Source organism: Lichenicoccus sp. (genome assembly GCF_965276875.1).
GTDB lineage: Bacteria > Pseudomonadota > Alphaproteobacteria > Acetobacterales > Acetobacteraceae > Lichenicoccus.
This window is the reverse complement of record NZ_OZ255701.1, coordinates 1,467,458-1,484,165: the sequence shown is the minus strand read 5'-3', so window position 1 is coordinate 1,484,165 and position 16,708 is coordinate 1,467,458. Positions and strand designations below refer to the sequence as shown.

The following is a 16,708-nucleotide window of genomic DNA, read 5'->3' as shown; positions in this document are numbered from 1 at the left end:
CGGATGATCGGCTTTCTGGTCGGTATGCAGGCGGAAGCGAAGCTGCTGGCCGGCCTGCGCGGGCGGGCATTGATCGCGGTGGCGGGCGCGGATGCCGCGGTCAGGATCGCCGGACTGATCCGCGACGGCGCCACGGCGCTGGTCAGTTTGGGGCTTGCGGCCGGTCTTGACCCGAAGGCGCGGCCCGGCGACCTGCTGGTGCCTTCGATCATCGTCGTCGATGGGCAGTCGGCACGCTGCGACTTGTCGCTCTGCGCGCGGCTCGGAGGCGACGGCATCCGCGCGGGCAGCCTGCTGCATAGCGACGTGGTCGTCGCGGAAGCCGGGGCGAAGCAGGCGCTGTTTGCCCGCACCGGCTGCGTGGCGCTGGACATGGAGAGTGGCGTGGTGGCGCGCGCGGCGCTGGCTGCCGGCCTGCCGTTCGCGGCCCTGCGCGCGATTTGCGACCCGGTTGAACGCTCGCTGCCGCCGTTGGCGCTCCGTGCGCTGGCGCCGGACGGCGGCTTCGCGTGGCCGTCGATGTTGGCGTCGTTGCTGACCAAGCCGCAACAGATAGCGGATTTGCTGGGCCTTGCGCGCGACGCGACGGCGGCGCGGCGGACCCTGCTGCGTCATATTCCCGTTATTCAGGTGTAGGGAAAACGTGCAACCATCGTTGGAGAATGGTAGCAAACACGTGAGTGAGCGTGACAGGCAGGGCTGCATGGGGTCGGAACTGATGAGCAGCGCGAAGCAGGTCGCGGGCACGATGGTGCGCCCGTATCTCGGCTATTTCGACAGCTTCAGGGACGGCGAGGCGCGTGGCTGGGCAATCGACGCGCGTCAAACCTCGGCGCCGGTGCGTCTGCATGTGCTGATCGACCGCCAGGAAGTCGCGACCGTGCTGTGCGACGATTTGCGCGAGGACGTCCAGGCCGCCCTCGGCCATCCCACCGGCAAGCTCGGCTTCCTGTTCCGGGTGCCGGCCAGCTTCATCGACGGCGAGGCGCACGCGCTATCATTTCGCTTTGCCGACCGCAGCATCGTGCCGCTGATCGACCCGGCCCGACCTGACGATCTCGCCGAGGAATATGACTTCGTCCTGCACCGTCCGTACGAGTTCCAGAGCTTCATCGACGGCATGAAGCAGGGCGCGCTGCGCGGCTGGGTGCAGCGTATCGACATGCTCACCGGGGCGCGCGCCGGCGGCTGCCATATCCTGCTCACCGCGGGTGGCGCGCGCGTCACCCAGGTCAAGGCGGACCGCTATCGCGGCGACGTTGCGGCGGCCCTCGGCGGCGATCCGAACTGCGGCTTCGAGATCATCCTGCCGAGGCAATATCGCCGTGGCGGCATGCAGAGCTTCCGCTTCTTCGTCACTCCCGACCAGCACGAACTGGCCGGCAGCCCGCTGACCACGACCCTGGTCGACGATGCGCTCGAGGCGCGGCTGATCGAGATCAACCGCACGGTCGAGCGGCTGTATCGCGAGATTACCACCCTGCGCACCAACGTCGCCGACGCGATGCCGGCGCCGACCTATGATCTCGGCGACTACGATCGCTGGGCACGCCGCTATTACGACCGCCTGCGCGCGCGCGCGGCAGCGGCGCGGCGGACCCGGCTGCAGCAAGGGGGGCCGCCGGCACCCAGGCCGCTGGTGAGCATCCTGTGCCCGACCTACAAGCCCGAGATGTCGGACTTTGTCGCCGCGGTGGAGTCCGTGATCGCCCAGACCTACGAGAACTGGGAACTCATCATCGTCGACGATGGCGGCAAGTCGCCGGAGATCGCCAAGCGCATCGCCGCCTACGCCGCCGCCGATCCGCGCATCCGGCCGCTCACGCTCAAGCGCAATCTCGGCATCAGCGGCGCCACCAATGCCGGGCTTGAGGCGGTGCGCGGCGAATGGGTCGCCTTCTTCGATCATGACGACCTGCTGGTCGATGTCGCCATCGAGATGATGGTCGACGCGGCCCAGGCGTCTTGCGCGCGGCTGCTGTATTCCGACGAGGACAAAATCGACCAGGCGGGCTATTTCCTCGAGCCGAACCTGAAATGCGACTGGAACTACCGTTACGTCCTTGGCTGCAACTATGTCTGCCACCTGCTGTTCGTCGAGGCCGCGACCCTCGCGCAGGTGGGGCCGTTGCGGGCCGAGTATGACGGCGCGCAGGACCATGACCTGATCCTCAGGCTGTCCGAGGCGGTGCCACCGGCCGCGATCCACCATGTCGCCGAGGTGCTCTATCACTGGCGCAAGACGCCGAATTCGACGGCGGTGGACGTCTCGCGCAAGGGATATGCGATCGATGCGGGCGTGCGCTGCGTCGGCGATCACCTCAAGCGGCGCGGCATCAAGGCGGAGGTCAGCCCGATCCGCGGCCTGACGCTGTATGGCGTCAAATGGCTGGACAAGACCCAGCCCAGCGTCACCATCATCATCCCGTTCAAGGACCAGATCGACACCACGCAGCGCTGCATCGACGCACTGCTCGCCAACACGGCATATAAGAACTTCGACATCATCCTGGTCGATAACTGGTCGCTGACGATCGAGGCGCAGGCCTTCATCAAGCGCGCCCGTCGCTCACAGCGAATCCGGGTGCTGACCGTGGAGGAGGAGTTCAACTATTCCCGGCTGAACAACCTGGCCGCCGCCGAGAGCCGGTCGGACTACCTGTTCTTCATGAACAACGACGTGTTTGTCGCCGATCCCGCTTGGCTTGCCACCATCGTCGGCGAGGCCCGGCTCGGCGACGATGTCGCCGTCGTCGGCGGCAAGTTCCTCTATCCCAACGACACCATCCAGCATGCGGGGGTGGTGGTGGGACCGCAAGGCATTGCCGCGCACGCCCACCGCGGTGCGCCGTCCAGCGATTACGGCTATATCGGCCGGGCAATGCTCAGCCACGAGATCAGCGCGGTCACCGCCGCCGGCATGCTGATCCGCAGCGACGTGTTCCGCGCGGTCGGCGGCTTCGACGAGGTGGAGCTCAAGGTCGCCTACAACGACGTCGATCTCTGCCTGCGGGTGCGCGAGGCCGGCTGGCGCATCATCTGGTGCGCCGAGTTCGTCGCCGCCCACCATGAGAGCCTCTCGCGCGGCAGCGACGACCGGCCGGAGCACGAGGCGCGTTTCTTTCGCGAGACCCAGACGATGCAGCGACGGTGGGGCGGCAAGGCACTGTTCGAACGCGACCCGTTCTATAGCCCGTTCTTTACTGTCGATCGCCAGCCGTTCTTCGACCTGGTCGATCCGGCAATGGAGCCGGAGCCTGTGGAGGTCTCGACAGAATAGAAACTCGTTATCATCCGTAATTCGTTTCCAAACCAGCGGGTTGTGCTGTAGCCGCGGTCCCGGTCCATTTGCTTCGTGCGCGTAAGCCGTGTCTTGTTGGTCGGCAGCGAACGCTCGCGTAAGAAGGATTGGGGCGTAAGAACGGCTGGGCTGGAGTAGGGGATGCGGTTGGCTGCATCGGCACTGCGTGGATTGCTGGCGCTGGCGCCGTTGCTGGCATCAATTTCTGGCGGAACGGCACGGCCCGCGGCTGTCACGTGGCACGAGCCGCCGGTAATCGGCTGTGTCGCGCCGTGGGCCAGCCGGCTCCTGGAGCAGGAGCGGCGGCATTCCTGGCACTGGCGCCGATCCGTGGAGCGTCGGGGCCGCTGTTTCCTGGTCAGGGCAGAGAGCAGGTGGGAGCCGATCGCCACCCATGGTGATCTCGTGCTGATCCGCCGTTCGCCGCCTGAGCGGGGCCTACCGCCGCTCTATGTCCCCGCCGCCAGGCAAGTGGCCGCGCCCTCCGACGCTGGCCCTCGCCCTGGTCCTGGCATCCTCACGGCGCCGCTGACCGTGGTCACGGAGGAGAACCTGTCTCCGCCCCCGCCTCCCGTTCAGCCGCCTCCCGTTCAGCCGCCCGCCGCTCAAGTGCCTGCACCTGTCCAACAGCCGAAGGTTCAGGTTATGGCAGCAGCACCACCGGCCGCGGCGGCAACCGGCGCCGCTGCGTCGCCACGCGGCTATGCGCTCGGTTTCGTTCTTGCCGTGCTGCTCATCATCCTCACGCTGGCGACGCTCGCGTTGATGTTACGATTACTGCTGCGGCGCGCCGTGGAACCGGTGCGGCCGATCGACACCAATCCCCGGCCAAGTGCCCCGCCGCCCGTCATGCTCCCCGCTGCCCCGCGCGCCAGCGTCGGGCTGGCACCACGGCCCCTGGCGATCCAGGAGGCCGATGCGCCGCGGCAGTGCGCCGATCTGTTGCGCAAGGCCGGTTGGCAGGTCAAGGTCGGTGCGAGCGTGCCCGCCGGCCGTGTCGATTGTGGCCGCGACTGCCACGCCGATCTCGGCACCGATCTGGTTGCGCGGCGCGACGGCCGCGTTCTGGCGCTGCGTTGCCCGCCGCCTGCCGCCATCGTCAATGAAGAGGTGGTGGAGCAGGCCTGTATCGCCCGGGAACGTGAGCGGGCGGACCGCGCCGCGATCGTCTCCCAGTCGCCGTATCCCGCCGCTGCCCGCAAGCTTGCCATGCAGACCGGGATCGACCTGCTGGAGCCTGACCAGCTGAGGGCCTTCGCGCGTTAGCGGGGTCCGGTCCGGAGATGGGAGTCGATCAGGGCCAGGTTACGCAGGTTGGCCTTGAAGGCGACATCAAACAGATCGCCCACGATCGGCACGCTTCCCGCCGCTGCCTCCACCGCCACGTTTGCCAGCATACGTCCGATCAGGACGCGCGGCAGACCGAGCCGGTAGCCTTCATAGACGATGTAGAGTGACACCGCGCTGAGCAACACGTCGCCTGCCACGGGCGGCAGGCCGAGGACGCTGTTCAAGCCGAAGCGGAACTTGCTGCCGGGGATGCGGAACGCCCCGTCCATCATCCAGGCCAGTCGGCGCAGCCTGGCCAGGCGCTTCGCCGGGCCGGCGGCGCTTTCGAATAGACCGGCATGGGCTGAGGTCGCGGACATCATGCACTCTCTCCAAATGAAGGCGTGTACATTAAGCCCTGCATGTGGAGGCGCCCGGCTCGCGCATCAATCCCAATCGTCGTGCCCCTCTCTGAGGGCTGCGGCTATCAGCGACAAACATGGCGGTCGCCATCCGCGCCGAGGTAGGTCGCGGTCAGCGGATCGTAGCAGGTGAAGCTTGCGCAAATTCCGGTGGCTGCCAGCCGGGGGGCAAGCAGGGACGCGCCGATGGCATTGGTCTCGCGCGCCTGTCTGCCGCAGAGTGGCGTGTCCGGGGGCGCCGGGGGATCGTTGAACGGTATCGGTTTGCCATTGGCATCGAGCGCTCCGGGGACGACCAGGCGGGCGACTGGCGCCACTGTCGCGGGGGCGCGGACTGCGATGACGGCCGGGTGCGGCGCCTCGGCGCAACGCGACAGCGCCAGCAACCCGAGCAGCAGCAAGTTGCCACAATAGGTGGCAATCAGGCCACGGCACGGATAGGTCATGCGGAGCCAACCATGCGTGGCAGGATTGCATGTGGCGCCGGCTTCCTCCAGTGAGAGGCGCGCACCGCTCACTCATCGGAATGATGCCATGATCACATCCCTGCCCCCGGCCGGCCAGACAGAACTCAGACTGCTCGGCGCCGCGGCACTGATCGGGCTGCTGCAGATCTGCTGGGCGGCAACCGCGTCGCAGCAGCAGCGTGGCTTTGCATGGGGGGTCGGGTCGCGTGACGAGCCACGCCGCGTGAGCGGTGTCGCCGCGCGCCTGCAGCGCTCGGTCGGCAATTTCCTGGAAACGTTCCCGCTGTTCGCGGCGGCGACCCTGGCCGTCGTGGCACTCGGCCATTCCGGACCCGCGGCGTTGTCCGGCGCCTGGCTCTATGTCATTGCGCGGGCCCTCTATGTGCCGCTCTACGCGGCTGGAGTGCCGGTGCTGCGCTCATTGGTGTGGTTCGCCTCCCTGGTCGGTATCGTCCTGGAACTGGCGGCATTGCTGTAGGCGGCCGACCGCCTCCGCTTGAGCAAACCTGCAGAGCAATCATTAATTCTCGGTGAATTAAAAAGGTTGACCTTGTTTTGGTCTTTTGTCTACAGTTTCCAATAGCAACGATACCAATCGTCGCCAAACTGACTGAATCATCCCCCTGGCGCGGAGGTCAATCCCGGGTCGCCCGGTTCCTTGTCCTCTGCGGCCGAGCCGCAACAGGACGCGCGGCTGTTGGGGCAAGCGCGCATCGGGAAGCGTGGGAGGACCATGATGTCGGCACTCAAGGCGGCGCGGCCTCGCTCTTCATCGTGTGGGCATCGCCAGGCCTTGCTGGCGGCTGGCGTCATGATCGCGCTCGGGTCCGCCCCCGCGCTTGCCCAGCTCGATACCGGGTCGGGCCTTACCGCCAGCAGAAAGGTGTTCGGCAATTCAAGCGCCGAACTGGGCATGACGCCGCTGCCGCAGCCGGAATCGCTGTTCCCGCAGGTCAATGCCACCCTGCACCAGTATGGCACCTCGGTCATCCTCGACAATGTCGACGAATTCCTCGGCGTGGTCAGCGGGCCGCGTCAGGGCGCCAACAATGCCGGCCAGTACGGCCTTGAATGGGACCAGGACTGGAACGTCCTTGCCGGTATCCCCGGCCTTGAGACGCATGCGGTCGCCGTCGGCCGTTACGGATCCCTTGCCGGCAGCATTATCGGCGATAACGGCCTGAACCAGAGCCAGGAAATCTATGGCGCCGGCGGCAACGTCGCCATCCATATGGTTTTCTTCTACGCTGAAGAGACGCTGCTGCACGGCAAGCTCGAAATCGCCGCCGGCCGCATGCCGATGGAGAACGATTTCACCGCCAACCCACTCGACTGCAACTTCATGCAGAACTCGCTCTGCGGAAACGTCAAAGGCATTACCGATAACTCCGCCAACGTCTCCTATCCGGATGCGCAATGGGCGATCCGGCCGCGCATACGGCCGATCCCGCAGGTCTATCTCCAGTTCGGCCTGTATTTCACTGAGAACAACACCTACCAGGCCAACAACGGCTACCGCTCGGGCTTCCATCTCGACGGCGCGCACATCGACGGCGAGGCCTTTCCGATCGAGCTCGGCTACGAGCCGAAGATTGGTCCTGACAAGTTGCCCGGTCACTACAAGATCGGCGCCATGTACGAGAACACCAACCACGACACCTGGGAATTGCCCACGGCGCCGGTGCAGAGCCGCAAGGGCGGCACCCAGGCCTGGGTGCAGTTCGACCAGATGCTGGTGCGCAACGGGCCTGGTGCGACCGACGGCATCATCGTCATCGGCAACTACAACCACAACGACGAGCGCTATTCCGTACGCGGCAACCAGTACGTGATCGCCGCCATCGATCGCGACTTCTGGCATGCGCGTCCATTCGACACCATCGACGTGCTGTTCGCCTACCAGCAGATCTCCAATCGCCTGACCAGAATCCAGTCGCAGGAGCAGGAACTCGGCTTGCCGCTGTCGGGCAACTTCCAGACCAGCTTTCCGGGTTCGGTCGGGCCGCAGTCGCACGCGATGAACATCGAGCTGAACTACCAGATCCACGTCTATCGCGGCGTCACCTTCGCGCCGGACTTCCAGTATTTCATCCGCCCGAACGCCGAAGCCGGGCTGCACGACGCGGCCATGGTCGGCTTCAAGAGCCACATTACGCTGTTCTGATATCAGCCGCCCTTTCCGGCGACCGCCCGTTTAGCTCGGAGAGCTGCCGGTATCATCCCAGTCCGCTTAGGCCGAAACCCCAATCGATTGAAGGGGTTTCCATGTGTGGACATCGGGTAATCGCGGCGGGGGCATAGGCCATTCATGATGCTGCGATCCGGGCGCTGTCGCCCGGCGGGTGGCAGCATGGAAGGCGGTTCGATGACCCAATTTGTTGGTTTGGACGTGTCACAGAAGCTGACGGCTATTTGCATCGTGGACGAGACAGGACGCAGGCTGTGGCGCGGCCAGTGCGCCACGGACCCAGGACAGATCGAGCGGATGGTGAGAGGGCATGCGGGAGAGGACGCCAGGATCGGAATCGAGACCGGCCCCATGACGCCCTGGCTTGTGCATGAACTGCGCGCACGGGAGCTCAACGTGACCTGCCTTGACGCCCGGCACGCCAGCGCCGCGCTCAAGATGCAGATGAACAAGACCGACCAGAACGACGCGGAGGGCCTGGCGCAGATTATGCGGACGGGATGGTATCGACCGGTGCACGTGAAGTCGCTTGACGCGCACCGGGCGCGTGCCCTGCTCGGCGCCAGGGCCCAGCTCGTCGGCATGACGACGCGGCTGTCGAACCACATCCGGGGGGTTCTGAAGACGTTCGGGATGCTGCCAGGCGCGATGCGCGGTCTGCCGTTCGACCGGCGGGTTGAACAGTTGCTGGTCGACCGCGACGACCTGACGCCGATCGTTGGGCCCATGCTGGCCGCCTGGCGGCAACTGCGCGAGCAGATTGCAGCTTTCGACAAGGCGGTGCGCGCCTTGGCCAAGGCGGACGCGACGTGTCGCCTGCTGATGAGCGTGCCCGGCATCGGGGTCCTCTCCGTGCTGGCTTACGTGAGCACGGTCGAGGACCCGGCGCGCTTTGCCCGATCACGATCGGTGGGCGCGCACATGGGATTGACGCCCAGGCAGTATCAGTCGGGCGAGATGGACCGCAGCGGCAGGATATCCAAGTGCGGCGATACGCTAGCACGCACGCTGCTGTATGAGGCGGCCGTCGTGATCCTGACGCGAGTCAAGCGGGCCTCAAGCCTGAAGGACTGGGCGCAGGTGATCGCGAAGCGGTCCGGCCCCGGCAAGGCGCGCGTCGCGTTGGCCCGCAAGCTGTCGGTGATCCTGCACAGCATTTGGCGATCCGGCGAGCCGTTCCGCTGGGCGGAGCCGCCCGCGAGTACCTGACCAAGCCTTGACGAGATCCATCCGAGCCACAGTGCGGATGTGAGGGTTGCCCGCCAGGGCGAGGGTGCAGGCGAACTGCGAGGGAGGCCGTTGGGTCGCGTGGTTTCACGTGAGCCCGTTGTGGACATTGCAGCGCCTGTGCTTCGAACCAGATGTTGCGGCGGCAGACGTCGACCGCGGAGAGAACCGTGACCCTGGTAAGGCAACGACAGCAGCAAGCAAGAAGCAGTTGACAGAGGAGGCGCGATTAGAGAACGGCCCCGGGTGGGTCAAGCGTTTTCGCGTGAGATGACGATGGTTCGGAAGCGATCATGTGTCCGGCCTATTGATGCGGCACATGGCCGCTGGCCCAGATGGGTTCCGCGAACGGCTGCCAAACAAAGGGGCGGCTTCGAGAGCCGTTGGAAACCTCGGCATCATCCGTCCGTCGGTCCGACCGATTGTCATCTTCTGCTACTGCTCTCCACCCTCGACACCGCGCCTGGGGTCAGGCCATGACCGGCAAACGCCGGTAGTCCTCCCCACGCGCCATCATGCCCTCCTCTGGCATTCCACCTGATCGAAGTCGATCAGGCGGAACCTTTAGCAGCGTCGCCCACACGACGCGGGCCATCTTGTTGGCCAAGGCGACGGCCGCCACCTTGCGCGGCCGCCGCTCCAGCAATTTCAGCAACCACGGCGACGCACTCTTGCTGCCCGGCTTGGCGTGGCGGATTACCGCCATCGCGCCCACCACCAGCAGCTGTCGCAGTCGCTCGTTGCCGGCTCGGCTGATGCCCCCGAGGCGCTGCTTACCGCCGGTCGAGCACTCCCGGGGCACCATGCCCAGCCACGCCGCGAAGTGTCGGCCCGACTCGAACTGCGACGGATCGACGGTCAGGCTCAGCGTGATCGCGCTCAGCGGCCCGATGCCTGGCGCAGCACTCAAGCGGCGCGCTATCGCGTCGGATGCCGCCGCCTTGCGCAGTTGCGCGTCGAGGGTCGCAATCTCCTCGTCCAGGTGGGTTACCTGCCGAGCCAGAAACGCCAGCATCTGGCGCGCCGGCTCGGGGATCTGCGTGTCCGCCGCTATACGCTCCAGCAGGGGCGCCACCTGTGCGGTTCCCTTGGCCGCGATCACCCCGAACTCCGCCGCATGCCCGCGCAGCGCGTTGATCGCCTGCGTGCGGTTTCGCACCAGCAGCTCGCGCACGCTCAATACCATCGCCGCCGCCTGGCGCTCGGCCGGCTTGACCGCAACCTCGGTCATGCCCGGCCGCCCCGCCGCCTCGCTGATCGCCTCAGCATCGTTACGGTCGTTCTTGCCACGCTTGACGAACGGCTTGACGTATTGCGGCGGGATCAGCCGCACCCGGTGGCCCATCGCGCTCAACCTGCGACCCCAGTGATGCGAGCCTCCACATGCCTCAAGCACCACCTCCGTCGGCGGTAATCCGACACAAAACGCCTCGAACGCCGGGCGGCTGAAATTGCGACGAAGGAGCGGGCGATCCTGCTCGTCAATCCCGTGAACCGTGAACACAGCCTTGGACGTGTCCACCGCAATGCGCTTAAAATCCATGTGGGCGGCTCCCTTGTTTGACCTTCAACAGCCAAACCTTGGCACGCATCGCGATGCCGTGGGGCCGTCCACCCAACAAAGGGCGACCGCCCCCCGCTTGACTTTGGGGCGGGTCTGGGCAGAGCCCAGCCTTGCTTCCTTACCCCGCCTGGTTTTCCGGCGCATGGTCATTGCGCCAAGTCCGGCGGCGGCCGGGCGCTGGTCGCGGCCAGGCTCGCTTGCCCATGCCTTGAATGCAGCGGCAGCAACGCCGCACCGAGTGCGGCCGGGTGCTTGCCGCTGCTGCCGAGTCGCAGTTGCGCGCGAGGACCGACATCGGGTGTCGCCGCGGCCAGTGCCTGTTCGAGTCGTGCCAGCAGGGCTGCAATCAAAGCGCGCGGCAGGTTGCCGTCCAGGATGATCGTCTGCACGTCAAGCAGGCGGGTCATGGCCAGCAGCGGCGCCACCAGCGCCTCGGCGCAGTCCTGTAGCCATGCATCGATGATTGCGGCGTGGCTGCGCATCACCGCGTGCAGATCGACGGCGCGGGCGATGGCAATCCCGTGCGCCTCGACGTGGCGGAACAGGGCGAATCCCGACGCGCGTTGCAGCAGGATCGCGGGCTCTCCGGTCGCGGACGGGTCGGCCATGAGCGCGGAACGCTGCACCGGCACCAGGCTGATGTCGCCGGCATTGCCGCTTACCCCGCGTCGATAGTCGCCATCGAGGACGACACCGGCACCGATGCTGCTGTTGATGGTGATGCAGATGAAGTCGTCGCAGGTGCGGCCATGACCGTGGAACAGTTCGGCGACCGCGGCGGCGGTGCAGTCGTTCTCGGCCCATACCGGCATGCCGGTCGCGGCGCGCAGCGACTCCGCGAGGTCGTAATCGTTCCAATCCATCTCGATTGGCCACCGGCCAAGATCGCAAGGGAGCGCCAGCCCGACTCCGAGCAGGCGGCCGCGCCGCGCCGTGGGCAGTGCGCGGCGGAGTTCGGTAACACCGCGCAACGCCAGCGCCAGGGCCTGTGCGGGCGTGGGATACAGACACTCGAACCGTCGGCTCTTGAGCACGCCGCCGGTGAAATCGACCAGCGCCGCCTGCACCGCGCGGCGGCCGAGCTTGATGCCCAGGGCATAGGCGCCGTGGGGATCGAGGTGCAGCAGCGTCGCCGGTTGGCCCCGTCTGCCCATGCGCCGGCCGGTACTGGCGATCAGGCCCTGGCTTTCGAGCGTCTGGACGATCTGGCCGACGGTGTTCTGGGTGAGGGTGAGGTGTGCGGCAAGGTCGCCCTTTGAGGCTTCGCCCAACCGGCGCAGCACGGTCAGCAGCCGCCGCTCGTTGAAGTGCCGCACGGCCGTCGAGTTTCCGCCCTGACGGGCCGGCGTGGAGTGCAGGGGCATGCTCATGTCGTACGCGGCCACAGAAGGCGCCTGTTCTGGCACCGGTCGCCAATGTGATGACATCTCGGCAGCGCATCGGAAAGAGCAATAATTAATTCGCGGTGAATTAAAAGGCTTGACGCCGTTTCGATCCCATGCGAATTGTCTGACCAGCGACCGCATCGGTCTTTGGCGATGTGGAGACGGGCGGATCATCGTTCCCCTGCAACAGGGGTCAATCCCCGGTCTCCCGGTTCTCTGCCATCTGTGGCAGAGTCGCCACAGGGGTGTGGCTGTTGGGTCAAAAGAGTATCAAGAAGCGTCGGAGGAACATGATGTCGGGACCAAACGGGGCGAAGCCCCGCTCTCTATGGCGGGCGCACCGCCAAGCCTTGCTGGCCGCAGGTGCGATGATCGCGCTCGGGTCCGCCCCGGCCCTCGCCCAGCTCGACACCGGGACGGGCCTCGTCGCCAGCAAGAAGGTTTCGGGCAGGTCGAGCGCCGAATACGGCATGGCGCCGATCCCGGCGTCGGCGGAATCGTTGTTTCCGCAGGTCAACGCCTACCTGAACCAGTACGGCACCGCCGTGATCCTCGACAACGTCGATGAGTTCCTCGGCGTCGTCAGCGGCCCACGTAAAGGGTCCACCAATGCCGGCCAGTATGGCCTCGAATGGGACCAGGACTGGAACGTCCTCGCCGGCATCCCCGGTCTTGAGACGCACGCGATCGCCGTCGGCCGTTACGGATCCCTCGCCGGTGGCATCATCGGCGATAACGGCCTGAACCAGAGCCAGGAAATCTACGGCGCCGGCGGCAACGTCGCGATCCATCTGGTGTTCTTCTATGCCGAGGAGACGCTGCTGCACGGCGGCCTCGATATCGCCGCCGGCCGCATGCCGATGGAGAACGATTTCGACTCCAACCCGCTGAACTGCAACTTCATGCAGAACTCGCTGTGCGGAAACGCCAAGGGCATTACCGATAATTCCGCCAACGTGTCCTATCCGGACGCGCAATGGGCGATCCGGCCGCGCATACGGCCGATCCCGCAGGTCTATCTCCAGTTCGGCCTGTATTTCACCGAAAACAACACCTACCAGGCCAATAACGGCTACCGCTCCGGCTTCCATCTCGATGGCTCGCACATCGACGGCGAGGCCTTCCCGATCGAACTCGGCTACGAGCCGAAGATCGGCCCCGACCAGATGCCCGGTCACTACAAGATCGGCGCCATGTACGAGAACACCAACCACAACAGCTGGGAACTGCCCACGGTACCAACCGAGACCCGAAAGGGCGGCACGCAGGCCTGGTTCCAGTTCGACCAGATGCTGGTGCGCAACGGACCCGGTGCCACCGACGGCGTCATCGTCATCGGCAACTACAACCACAACGACGAGCGCTACGCCGAGCGCGGCAACCAGTATGTGATTGCCGCCATCGACCGCGACTTCTGGCATGCGCGCCCATTCGACACCATCGGCGTGCTGTTCGCGTACCAGCAGATCTCCAATCGCCTGACCAAACTTCAGGGGCTGGAGCAGGAACTCGGCCTGCCGCTTTCCGGCAACTTCCAGACCAGCTTCCCGGGCTCAGTCGGGCCGCAGTCGCATGCGATAAACATCGAACTGAACTACCAGATCCACGTCTATCGTGGCGTCACCTTCGCGCCGGACTTCCAGTACTTCATCCGCCCGAACGCCGAACGCGGGCTGCCTGACGCGGCCATGGTCGGCTTCAAGAGCCACATCACGCTGTTCTGAGGCGCCTGCTCGGAGCGGGGTGGGCCGGAAGGCCTACCCCGTTTTCGTTTGATGCGGCATCATCCGCATCCAATTCTACGGGAGAAACGGCGATGTCGCAGGCGCTGGGTGTCAGCACGGCACCGCCAAGGGCCCAACGGCGCACCAACCGCAACGGCGTGACCATGCCGCTGATCGCGCCATCGGTTCTGCTGCTGCTGGCCTGGTCGATCATCCCGCTGCTGATGACGCTGTATTTCTCCTTCCGGCACTACAACCTGGTCGATCCGACCCTGACCGGCTGGGCCGGCATCGACAATTACAAATACCTGCTCACCGATCCCGACTTCTGGACGGCGCTGCTCAATACCTTCTATCTGGTCGGCGGCGTGCTGGTGATCTCGGTCTGCGGCGGCACCCTGCTCGCCGTCCTCTACGACCAGGAATTCGCAGGGCGCGGCGTCGCCCGGCTGTTCGTCATCGCCCCCTTCTTCGTCATGCCGACTGTCGCCGCCCTGGTCTGGAAGAACCTGATGCTGCACCCGATCTACGGTGTGCTGGCGGCGGTGTTCCGCACCTTCGGCCTGGCTCCGATCGACTTCCTCTCGCGCTTTCCGCTGGCCACGATCATCGGCATCGTCTCCTGGGAGTGGTTGCCGTTCGCCGTGCTGATCCTGCTGACCGCGGTGCAGTCGCTCGACCATGAGCAGCGCGAGGCGGCGCGCATGGACGGCGCCGGCCCGATCGCAAGCTTCTTTTACATCACCCTGCCGCATCTGCGACGCGCCATCGGTGTCGTGGTGATGATCGAGACGATCTTCCTGCTGACCATCTTCGCCGAGATCTTCGTCACCACCGCCGGCGGCCCAGGTGTTGCCACCACCAACCTCGCCTTCCTCATCTATGCCCGGGCGCTGCTCGATTTCGATGTCGGCGGCGCCTCCGCCGGCGGTGTGATCGCCATCATCCTCGCCAATATCGTGGCCATCTTCCTGGTGCGCTCGATCGCACGCAACCTGGAGGTCTGAGCGATGCAGACCAGCGCACTCGGCAAAGTCGTCACCTTCGTGCTTGGCTGGGGCATCGCGGTTTTGATGTTCTTTCCGATCTTCTGGATGGTGCTGACCAGCTTCAAGACCGAGATCGCGGCGGTGTCGCCGTCGCTCGACTTCCATCCGACGCTGTCGAGCTATGCCCAGGTGCAAAGCCGGGCAAACTACTTCTTCTTTGCGATGAACAGCGTCATTATTTCGGTAGGTGCTACAATCGTGGCGCTGCTGCTGTCGATACCCGCCGCCTACGTGATGGCGTTCTTCCCCACCCATCGCACCCGCGGCACCCTGCTTTGGATGCTGTCGACCAAGATGCTGCCGCCGGTCGGAGCACTGGTCCCGATCTACCTGCTGATGCGCGACACCGGCCTGCTCGACACCCGCTCGGGGCTGATCGCGATCTACACGCTGATGAACCTGCCGATCGTGGTCTGGATGCTGTTCACCTTCTTCAAGGAGGTGCCGCGCGACATCATCGAGGCCGGACGCATGGACGGCGCCGGCCGGATGGGCGAGCTGCGCCATGTGCTGCTGCCGTTGTCGCTGCCGGGTGTCGCCTCCACCGGGCTGCTGTCGCTCATCCTGTGCTGGAACGAGGCGTTCTGGTCACTCAACGTTACGTCGTCGCACGCCGCACCGCTGACCGCCTTCATCGCCTCGTTCTCCTCGCCGGAAGGCCTGTTCTTCGGCAAGCTTTCCGCCGCCTCGACCCTTGCGGTGGCACCGATTTTGATCTTCGGTTGGCTTTCCCAACGCCAGTTGGTCCGCGGCCTCACCTTCGGCGCCGTCAAGTGACCGGCTGGCAACCCATTTAAGCGTTAAAGAACCATCGGAGCACTCCATTGGCCACCCTGGCACTGCGCGATCTCCGCAAATCCTACGCCAATCTCGAAGCCATCAAGGGCGTCACCCTCGATGTCGAAGACCGCGAGTTCGTGGTCTTCGTCGGGCCTTCAGGCTGCGGCAAGTCGACCTTGCTGCGCATGATCGCGGGTCTCGAGGAAATCACCGGCGGCGACCTGACCATCGACGGCAAGCGGGTCAACGATGTCGGCCCCGCGCAGCGGGGTCTCGCGATGGTGTTCCAGTCCTACGCGCTCTACCCGCACATGACGGTGGCGCAGAACATGGGCTTCGCGCTCAAGCTCGCCGGCGTGAAGACCGAGGAGCGCAACGCCAAGGTGGCCGAAGCCGCGCGGATCCTGCAGCTTGAGCCCTATCTCGACCGCAAGCCCGGCCAGCTCTCCGGCGGCCAGCGCCAGCGTGTGGCGATCGGCCGCTCGATCGTGCGCAACCCCAAGGTGTTCCTGTTCGACGAGCCGCTCTCCAATCTCGACGCAGCCCTGCGTGGCCAGATGCGAATCGAACTGGCCCGCCTGCACGAGCAGCTCAACGCGACGATGATCTACGTCACCCACGACCAGGTCGAGGCGATGACCATGGCCGACAAGATCGTCGTGCTGCATGCAGGCCGGGTCGAGCAGGTCGGCTCACCGCTGGAACTCTATCACCATCCCAACAACCTGTTCGTCGCCGGCTTCATGGGCTCGCCGCGGATGAACCTGCTGCCGGCGACGGTCACAGAAGTCGACCAGAACGGCGTCAGCGTCGCCGGCCCCGGCGGGATCACCGCCACGGCGCCGGTCGAGGCCAACGGCATTGGTCGTGGCACGTCGGTCACATTAGGCGTTCGGCCGGAGCACATGCTGGTCGACCCCAATGGCACCATCAACGGCCATGCCCTCATCGCCGAGCGGCTTGGCGGCCTGACGCTGCTGCATATCGAGCTGCAGGACAAGACCATGATCGTCGTGCAGACCGACGGCGCCGATGCGACCCGCGTGCATCAGCCGGTCCGGCTTTCAATCGCGCCCGCGCACTGCCACATCTTCGGCCCGGACGGCCTTGCCGCCGAACATCTTCAGCGCAACCCGCTGACGATGCCGGTGAGAGCACATTGACCCTGCGTGCCATCGCGGGCGCGCTGATCGCCCTCGCCTTGCTCGGCGGCTGCTCGACCTATAGCGGTGAGATCACCAACGCGCCGCCGCCGGCCGGCGGGCAGGGGCCACCTCTGCTCACCGAGGGCTACGCGCCCTGAAACCAGCCGCCCCGACAACCCCACGCGCT

At 65.7% G+C, this 16,708-nt stretch carries 15 protein-coding genes; 11 read left to right on the top strand and 4 right to left on the bottom strand.

Features of this window, described 5'->3' with window-relative positions; translation table 11 throughout:
• Positions 1 to 3: 3 nt before the first annotated feature.
• From ACQY4K_RS07195 to ACQY4K_RS07185, 3 genes are all read left to right on the top strand, one after another.
• Positions 4 to 636, top strand: a complete 633-nt coding sequence (locus ACQY4K_RS07195) for a hypothetical protein (protein ID WP_428394716.1) — start codon at positions 4 to 6, stop codon at positions 634 to 636.
• 40 nt (positions 637 to 676) lie between these two features.
• Positions 677 to 3,280 carry a glycosyltransferase family 2 protein gene (locus tag ACQY4K_RS07190; protein WP_428394714.1) on the top strand — a complete coding sequence of 868 codons (2,604 nt, stop codon included), beginning with the start codon at positions 677 to 679 and terminating at the stop codon, positions 3,278 to 3,280.
• Between the two features lie 666 nt (positions 3,281 to 3,946).
• Positions 3,947 to 4,567: a restriction endonuclease gene (locus ACQY4K_RS07185; RefSeq protein WP_428394712.1), complete on the top strand. Its 621-nt coding sequence runs from the start codon at positions 3,947 to 3,949 to the stop codon at positions 4,565 to 4,567.
• On the opposite strand, the gene ACQY4K_RS07180 is transcribed toward ACQY4K_RS07185, so the two are convergent.
• Both ACQY4K_RS07180 and ACQY4K_RS07175 read right to left on the bottom strand, forming a co-directional pair.
• On the bottom strand, positions 4,564 to 4,953 hold the full coding sequence (locus ACQY4K_RS07180) for a DUF4112 domain-containing protein (RefSeq protein ID WP_428394710.1): 390 nt from the start codon (positions 4,951 to 4,953) through the stop codon (positions 4,564 to 4,566). The two genes, ACQY4K_RS07185 and ACQY4K_RS07180, sit on opposite strands and share 4 nt — an antisense overlap.
• Positions 4,954 to 5,057: 104 nt before the next feature.
• Entirely contained in the window at positions 5,058 to 5,438 is a 381-nt protein-coding gene (locus tag ACQY4K_RS07175) for a hypothetical protein (protein ID WP_428394708.1), read from the bottom strand.
• Positions 5,439 to 5,526: 88 nt separating this feature from the next.
• Between ACQY4K_RS07175 and ACQY4K_RS07170 the strand changes: the two genes are divergently transcribed.
• The 3 genes from ACQY4K_RS07170 to ACQY4K_RS07160 all read left to right on the top strand — a co-directional run bounded on the left by ACQY4K_RS07170 (position 5,527) and on the right by ACQY4K_RS07160 (position 8,856).
• Positions 5,527 to 5,937 (top strand): MAPEG family protein, encoded by a 411-nt coding sequence (locus tag ACQY4K_RS07170; RefSeq protein WP_428394706.1) that lies wholly within the window; start codon positions 5,527 to 5,529, stop codon positions 5,935 to 5,937.
• 333 nt (positions 5,938 to 6,270) lie between these two features.
• On the top strand, positions 6,271 to 7,623 hold the full coding sequence (locus tag ACQY4K_RS07165) for a carbohydrate porin (protein WP_428394704.1): 1,353 nt from the start codon (positions 6,271 to 6,273) through the stop codon (positions 7,621 to 7,623).
• 144 nt (positions 7,624 to 7,767) lie between these two features.
• Complete coding sequence (locus ACQY4K_RS07160; RefSeq protein WP_428393943.1) at positions 7,768 to 8,856, top strand: IS110 family transposase; 1,089 nt, start codon at positions 7,768 to 7,770, stop codon at positions 8,854 to 8,856.
• Positions 8,857 to 9,343: 487 nt separating this feature from the next.
• On the opposite strand, the gene ACQY4K_RS07155 is transcribed toward ACQY4K_RS07160, so the two are convergent.
• Positions 9,344 to 10,417 (bottom strand): IS110 family transposase, encoded by a 1,074-nt coding sequence (locus ACQY4K_RS07155; RefSeq protein WP_428394702.1) that lies wholly within the window; start codon positions 10,415 to 10,417, stop codon positions 9,344 to 9,346.
• Positions 10,418 to 10,584: 167 nt separating this feature from the next.
• Entirely contained in the window at positions 10,585 to 11,802 is a 1,218-nt protein-coding gene (locus ACQY4K_RS07150; RefSeq protein ID WP_428394700.1) for an ROK family protein, read from the bottom strand.
• A 311-nt stretch (positions 11,803 to 12,113) separates the two neighbouring features.
• Between ACQY4K_RS07150 and ACQY4K_RS07145 the strand changes: the two genes are divergently transcribed.
• From ACQY4K_RS07145 to ACQY4K_RS07125, 5 genes are all read left to right on the top strand, one after another.
• A complete protein-coding gene (locus ACQY4K_RS07145) occupies positions 12,114 to 13,547 on the top strand; it encodes a carbohydrate porin (protein WP_428394698.1) in 1,434 nt (477 codons plus the stop codon).
• Positions 13,548 to 13,711: 164 nt separating this feature from the next.
• Entirely contained in the window at positions 13,712 to 14,554 is an 843-nt protein-coding gene (locus ACQY4K_RS07140) for a carbohydrate ABC transporter permease (protein WP_428396009.1), read from the top strand.
• 3 nt (positions 14,555 to 14,557) lie between these two features.
• Entirely contained in the window at positions 14,558 to 15,373 is an 816-nt protein-coding gene (locus ACQY4K_RS07135; protein ID WP_428394696.1) for a carbohydrate ABC transporter permease, read from the top strand.
• A gap of 47 nt (positions 15,374 to 15,420) precedes the next feature.
• Positions 15,421 to 16,539, top strand: coding sequence for an ABC transporter ATP-binding protein (locus tag ACQY4K_RS07130; protein WP_428394694.1), 1,119 nt, complete (start codon positions 15,421 to 15,423; stop codon positions 16,537 to 16,539).
• The gene (locus ACQY4K_RS07125; RefSeq protein WP_428394692.1) at positions 16,536 to 16,679 is read left to right on the top strand and encodes a hypothetical protein; all 144 of its coding nucleotides are present in this window, start codon (positions 16,536 to 16,538) and stop codon (positions 16,677 to 16,679) included. Before ACQY4K_RS07130 ends, ACQY4K_RS07125 begins: the two co-directional genes overlap by 4 nt.
• Positions 16,680 to 16,708: the final 29 nt, after the last annotated feature.

What these genes read in the sequence shown, in the direction of transcription:
- ACQY4K_RS07165 (WP_428394704.1), top strand. Translation starts at nt 6,271, where the DNA reads ATGATCGCGCTCGGGTCCGCCCCCGCGCTTGCCCAGCTCGATACCGGG.
- ACQY4K_RS07160 (WP_428393943.1), top strand. Translation starts at nt 7,768, where the DNA reads ATGATGCTGCGATCCGGGCGCTGTCGCCCGGCGGGTGGCAGCATGGAA.
- ACQY4K_RS07155 (WP_428394702.1), bottom strand. Translation starts at nt 10,417, where the DNA reads ATGGATTTTAAGCGCATTGCGGTGGACACGTCCAAGGCTGTGTTCACG.
- ACQY4K_RS07175 (WP_428394708.1), bottom strand. Translation starts at nt 5,438, where the DNA reads ATGACCTATCCGTGCCGTGGCCTGATTGCCACCTATTGTGGCAACTTG.
- ACQY4K_RS07140 (WP_428396009.1), top strand. Translation starts at nt 13,712, where the DNA reads ATGCCGCTGATCGCGCCATCGGTTCTGCTGCTGCTGGCCTGGTCGATC.
- ACQY4K_RS07145 (WP_428394698.1), top strand. Translation starts at nt 12,114, where the DNA reads ATGATGTCGGGACCAAACGGGGCGAAGCCCCGCTCTCTATGGCGGGCG.
- ACQY4K_RS07185 (WP_428394712.1), top strand. Translation starts at nt 3,947, where the DNA reads ATGGCAGCAGCACCACCGGCCGCGGCGGCAACCGGCGCCGCTGCGTCG.
- ACQY4K_RS07135 (WP_428394696.1), top strand. Translation starts at nt 14,558, where the DNA reads ATGCAGACCAGCGCACTCGGCAAAGTCGTCACCTTCGTGCTTGGCTGG.
- ACQY4K_RS07170 (WP_428394706.1), top strand. Translation starts at nt 5,527, where the DNA reads ATGATCACATCCCTGCCCCCGGCCGGCCAGACAGAACTCAGACTGCTC.
- ACQY4K_RS07195 (WP_428394716.1), top strand. Translation starts at nt 4, where the DNA reads ATGATCGGCTTTCTGGTCGGTATGCAGGCGGAAGCGAAGCTGCTGGCC.
- ACQY4K_RS07150 (WP_428394700.1), bottom strand. Translation starts at nt 11,802, where the DNA reads ATGCCCCTGCACTCCACGCCGGCCCGTCAGGGCGGAAACTCGACGGCC.
- ACQY4K_RS07180 (WP_428394710.1), bottom strand. Translation starts at nt 4,953, where the DNA reads ATGATGTCCGCGACCTCAGCCCATGCCGGTCTATTCGAAAGCGCCGCC.